The sequence below is a fragment of the Flavobacterium sp. genome (assembly GCF_003525665.1).
Taxonomy (GTDB): domain Bacteria; phylum Bacteroidota; class Bacteroidia; order Flavobacteriales; family Flavobacteriaceae; genus Flavobacterium.
Genome location: NZ_DQDX01000011.1, coordinates 1 through 4,458 on the forward strand (window position 1 = coordinate 1; position 4,458 = coordinate 4,458).

Below are 4,458 nucleotides of genomic sequence, written 5' to 3' on the forward strand. Positions count from 1 at the left end.
GTTTACAACCTTAATTTATTACAAATAGCACATTCTAAAATATCGTAATTCGATTCATTAGCTATGAACATTTATCAAATAAACCTACAAAAACTTCCCAAGTAAAAACTCCAGCGGAATGTGTAATCGTTTTTGCCAAGCCTTTTCACTATGGTCTTCGCCTTCAAATTTATTGGTAGACCAATTTAATGAATTGTAACCTTTGGCTTTCATTACTTCATCCACTTTCAATTGTAAAGGTTCATACATGGCGTCTAAAGTTGCTGTTCCGTAATCAAAGTAAATTCTGTGATTTTTGGGATTTGGTAAATTGGTTTTCAAATAAGTATAAAATGCTTCGGGAATTGGGTTGTTTTCTACCGTAAAAATTCCTGGCCAATGCGTTGACAAACAAGCTGCGCCACCAAAAACATTCGGATATTCGCAAATAGCATACATAGAAATCAATCCGCCCATGCTGCTTCCTGCTATAAAAGTGTGCTTTTTGTCTCGGTGAACTGAGTATTTTTTATCGATTAAAGGTTTCAATTCTTTGACAATAAATTTCAAATAATTATCAGAATTGACTTTGCCGTTAAAAACATTTTGACCGTTACTTCTATTGGCTTTATAAATAGAATCTTGTTGGGTTTGAGTCAAACTTTCAAATGGTTTTTGAGGAAAATAATCCATATGACGCGTTGTTACTCCGTTCCAAATTCCAACTACAATTACATCATCAATTTTATTGTCTTTTAGTAAATTAGATACAACTTCATCAACTTCCCATGCTTGTTTATTCCAAGTAGCTTCTGCATCATATAGCATTTGGCCGTCATGCATATACAAAACCGAATATTTTTTAGCATCAGAATAATTATCGGGTAACCAAACATCAATATTCCTTGAAGTAACAAATTCCGATTTAAAATCTGCAATTCGTTCAATTTTCCCAGAGCTAACTTTCGGAATATCCTGCGAGAAAATACAACTCGAAATGAGAAAGAAGACAATATTTAAAATATATTTTTTCATAAGATTATAATTTAGCGAATCATAAAATCATCAGTAAATTAAAACAAACCAGCATAAAATTTCTCTTAAACCCTTTCTTCAATACTGACAACAAATAACTGACAACAGACAACTGATAACAGACAACCCAAATCACCCAAGCCAACCATCACGATCTAGACTTCTGTATTGAATAGCTTCGGCAATATGATTGGAAATTACCTTTTCTGAAGCTTCTAAATCAGCGATTGTTCTAGCCACTTTCAAAATTCGGTCGTAGGCACGAGCCGAAAGATTGAGACGTTCCATCGCTGTCTTTAACAAATGTAGTGAAGCTTCGTCTAATTCGCAATAAATTCGCACTTGTTTCGAACTCATTTGTGCGTTGTAATGTATTGAATCTAAATCTTTATAACGTTGCGTTTGAATTTCTCGTGCAGCTGTAACACGTTTTCTAATTTCTACGCTACTTTCGGCTTTACGAGTTTCGGTTAGTTTTTCAAATGGAACCGGTGTAACTTCAATATGAATATCAATTCGATCCAAAAGCGGACCCGAAATTTTGCTCAAATACCGTTGCATTTCATTTCTGGACGAACTTACTGGCGCATCGGGATCATTAAAATAACCACTCGGACTTGGGTTCATACTCGCAACTAACATAAACGATGATGGATAAGTAATCGTGAATTTTGCTCTAGAAATAGTCACTTCACGATCCTCAAGTGGTTGACGCATTACTTCAAGAACTTCGCGTTTAAACTCGGGTAATTCATCCAAAAATAAAACCCCATTGTGAGATAACGAGATTTCTCCAGGTTGCGGAAAACTTCCGCCGCCAACTAACGAAACTGAACTCGCTGTATGATGTGGCGCACGAAATGGTCGCTGACTCATTAATCCGGCATCTTTAATTTTTCCGGCAACGCTATGAATTTTTGTGGTTTCTAATGCTTCTTTCAAAGTCATTGGCGGCAAAATACTTGGTAAACGCTTTGCTAACATTGTTTTTCCTGAACCTGGCGGACCAATTAAAATAATATTATGTCCACCAGCAGCGGCAATTTCCATACAACGTTTTATTGATTCTTGACCTTTGACATCGGCAAAATCAAATTCTGGAAATTCTAACTCTTTATAAAATTCTTCTCGAGTATCAATAACGGTTGGTTCTAAAGTTCCTTTTCCTTCAAAAAAATTGATGACTTCGGTTACATTTTCAATTCCGTAAACATCCAATCCATCAACAACTGCGGCTTCTTTTACATTTTGCTTTGGCAGAAAAAATCCTTTAAATCCTTCTTCGCGAGCTTTAATTGCTATGGATAACGCACCTTTTATAGGTTGTAATCCACCATCGAGTGACAATTCGCCCATGATAACATATTTATCTACATCATCGGCTTTTATTTGACCTGATGCAACAAGAATTCCAATGGCAAGAGTTAAATCGTAGGCAGAACCTTCTTTCCTTAAATCGGCTGGAGCCATATTTATGGTGATTTTTTTTCCGGGAAGTTGAAATCCGTTGTTTTTTAAAGCAGCAGCAATTCGATAACTGCTTTCTTTTATGGCGTTGTCTGGCAAACCTACAAGATGGTAACCAACACCTTTATCAATATTAACTTCTACTGTGATTGAAGTTGCTTCTACGCCAAAGACGGCGCTTCCAAATACTTTTACTAACATGGCTTATAATTTTTTAAATGGCTTATACAGATGCAAATATATAAAAGATTGAAAAACATAAACAAGAAATAGTACAAAAAAATTCAAAAATGTAAAGTAAATTAAACTTTTTGTAAAATTTATTTGTCTATATGTAAAATAAACTTTACATTTGATATATAATTTAAAACTTTTAATCATGAAAAACCATTTTTTATTTCCGAATTCATTCAAAAAAATTGGGTGGATATTGTTTGTTCCGAGTTTCATTTTTTCGCTTTACATTTTAACCATTGATGATAGTTTTACAATTGACACATTAAATATCAATGTTTTAGCTATCTATAACGATGGATTATTTAAAAGTGACAATGCCTTTTTTAAAATTATTGAAAATAATATTGGAGACGAATTGTATGTTATTGGATTAATAGTTGGCGGAATACTAATAGGTTTTTCTAAATTGAAAAATGAAGATGAAATGATCTCAAAAATAAGATATGAGAGTTTAGTTTGGGCTACCTATTTTAACTATGCAATAATTATTTTGTTTACAATTTTCTTTTTCGGAATTGGATATTATAGCATTCTAATGTTTAACACATTTACACTACTTCTATTTTTCATCATCCGATTTCATTATAAAATTTATCAGCTAAACAAAATTTCTAACGATGACGAATAATTTAAAAGTCTTGCGCGCTATTAAGAATATTTCGCAAGAAGATTTGGCAAAACAAATAGAAGTTAGCAGGCAAACCATTAATGCCATGGAAAAAGGAAAATATGTTCCATCAACCGTTCTTGCTTTAAAATTGGCTCGATTTTTTGAGATTTCTGTAGAAAAAATATTCGTTTTGGAAGAAAATGATTGATAAATAGGTTTTTTATAAAAATTTTATGAACCTCTCCTAGCTATTTTACGTATCTATACAAAAAAAACATAAATGAATTACGAAGATAAAAGATTAGAAGCTTTAAACAGCTATGAAATTTTAGACACGAGTCCCGAAATTGAATTTGATAACATTACTTTTTTAGCATCAACACTATGTAATACACCTATTTCTACAATTACTTTGGTTGATAAATACCGTCAATGGTATAAATCGAAAATAGGTATTGAAGCAAGAGAAAGTTCAAGAGAAACCTCTTTTTGCTCACTTGCAATGGAAAAATCATCTGAAACGATAGTAATTGAAAAGCTAATGGAAGATGAAGATTTTAGAAAAGTTGGATTAATGAACGGATTGACAGACTCTGGATTTTACGCTGGTGTTCCAATAAAAGAAAATGGAACCGGATTGATATTGGGAACTTTGTGTGTAATTGATTATAAAAACAATTCGTTGTCTGAATCTCAAATTAAGTCATTAGAAATTTTGGCAGAACAGACTTCGAAACTGTTTGAAATGCGAAGAAGGTTTAAAAAACTCACAAAAAACAATGAGTATTTAAATATACGTTATTCGGAACTAGAGAAATTTGCTGGTGTGATTTCGCACGATATGAAATCGCCTCTTAATAATATAATCTCGTTGATAAAATTATTGAAAGATGATGTTGACAACAAATTAAGTTCTGATAGTTTAGAATTTATTGATCATATTGAAGAATGTTCGATTCAACTGAAGAATTATATCGACGGACTTTTAAATTTCTACAAAAACGATAATATAGATTTCTCTCAGAAAAATGAACTTATGATATCTAGTTTGATTGATGAAATCAAATTGATGCAGAATGATTTTACAAATGTAAACAATATTGACAAAAGTGATTATGCTGTCTCTTATA

General features: G+C 32.4%; 5 protein-coding genes. 3 read left to right on the forward strand and 2 right to left on the reverse strand.

All coding sequences use genetic code 11. The annotated features are described in order from the left end of the window. Positions 1-84 precede the first annotated feature (84 nt). Both DIU01_RS00725 and DIU01_RS00730 read right to left on the reverse strand, forming a co-directional pair. Entirely contained in the window at positions 85-1,014 is a 930-nt protein-coding gene (locus DIU01_RS00725) for an alpha/beta hydrolase-fold protein (protein ID WP_290831353.1), read from the reverse strand. Between the two features lie 132 nt (positions 1,015-1,146). Then, on the reverse strand, positions 1,147-2,682 hold the full coding sequence (locus DIU01_RS00730; RefSeq protein ID WP_290831354.1) for a YifB family Mg chelatase-like AAA ATPase: 1,536 nt from the start codon (positions 2,680-2,682) through the stop codon (positions 1,147-1,149). Between the two features lie 178 nt (positions 2,683-2,860). On the opposite strand from DIU01_RS00730, the gene DIU01_RS00735 reads away from it, so the two are divergent. The 3 genes from DIU01_RS00735 to DIU01_RS00745 form a co-directional block, all read left to right on the forward strand. Further along, positions 2,861-3,346, forward strand: a complete 486-nt coding sequence (locus DIU01_RS00735; RefSeq protein WP_290831355.1) for a hypothetical protein — start codon at positions 2,861-2,863, stop codon at positions 3,344-3,346. Then, entirely contained in the window at positions 3,336-3,536 is a 201-nt protein-coding gene (locus DIU01_RS00740; RefSeq protein ID WP_290831356.1) for a helix-turn-helix transcriptional regulator, read from the forward strand. The genes DIU01_RS00735 and DIU01_RS00740 overlap by 11 nt, the downstream gene beginning before the upstream one ends. A gap of 72 nt (positions 3,537-3,608) precedes the next feature. Continuing rightward, a partial coding sequence (locus DIU01_RS00745; RefSeq protein WP_290831357.1) for a histidine kinase dimerization/phospho-acceptor domain-containing protein occupies positions 3,609-4,458 on the forward strand: 850 nt, incomplete at its 3' end.

Coding starts and splice junctions, on each gene's coding strand:
- DIU01_RS00725 (WP_290831353.1), bottom strand. CDS start 1,014: ATGAAAAAATATATTTTAAATATTGTCTTCTTTCTCATTTCGAGTTGT.
- DIU01_RS00730 (WP_290831354.1), bottom strand. CDS start 2,682: ATGTTAGTAAAAGTATTTGGAAGCGCCGTCTTTGGCGTAGAAGCAACT.
- DIU01_RS00735 (WP_290831355.1), top strand. CDS start 2,861: ATGAAAAACCATTTTTTATTTCCGAATTCATTCAAAAAAATTGGGTGG.
- DIU01_RS00740 (WP_290831356.1), top strand. CDS start 3,336: ATGACGAATAATTTAAAAGTCTTGCGCGCTATTAAGAATATTTCGCAA.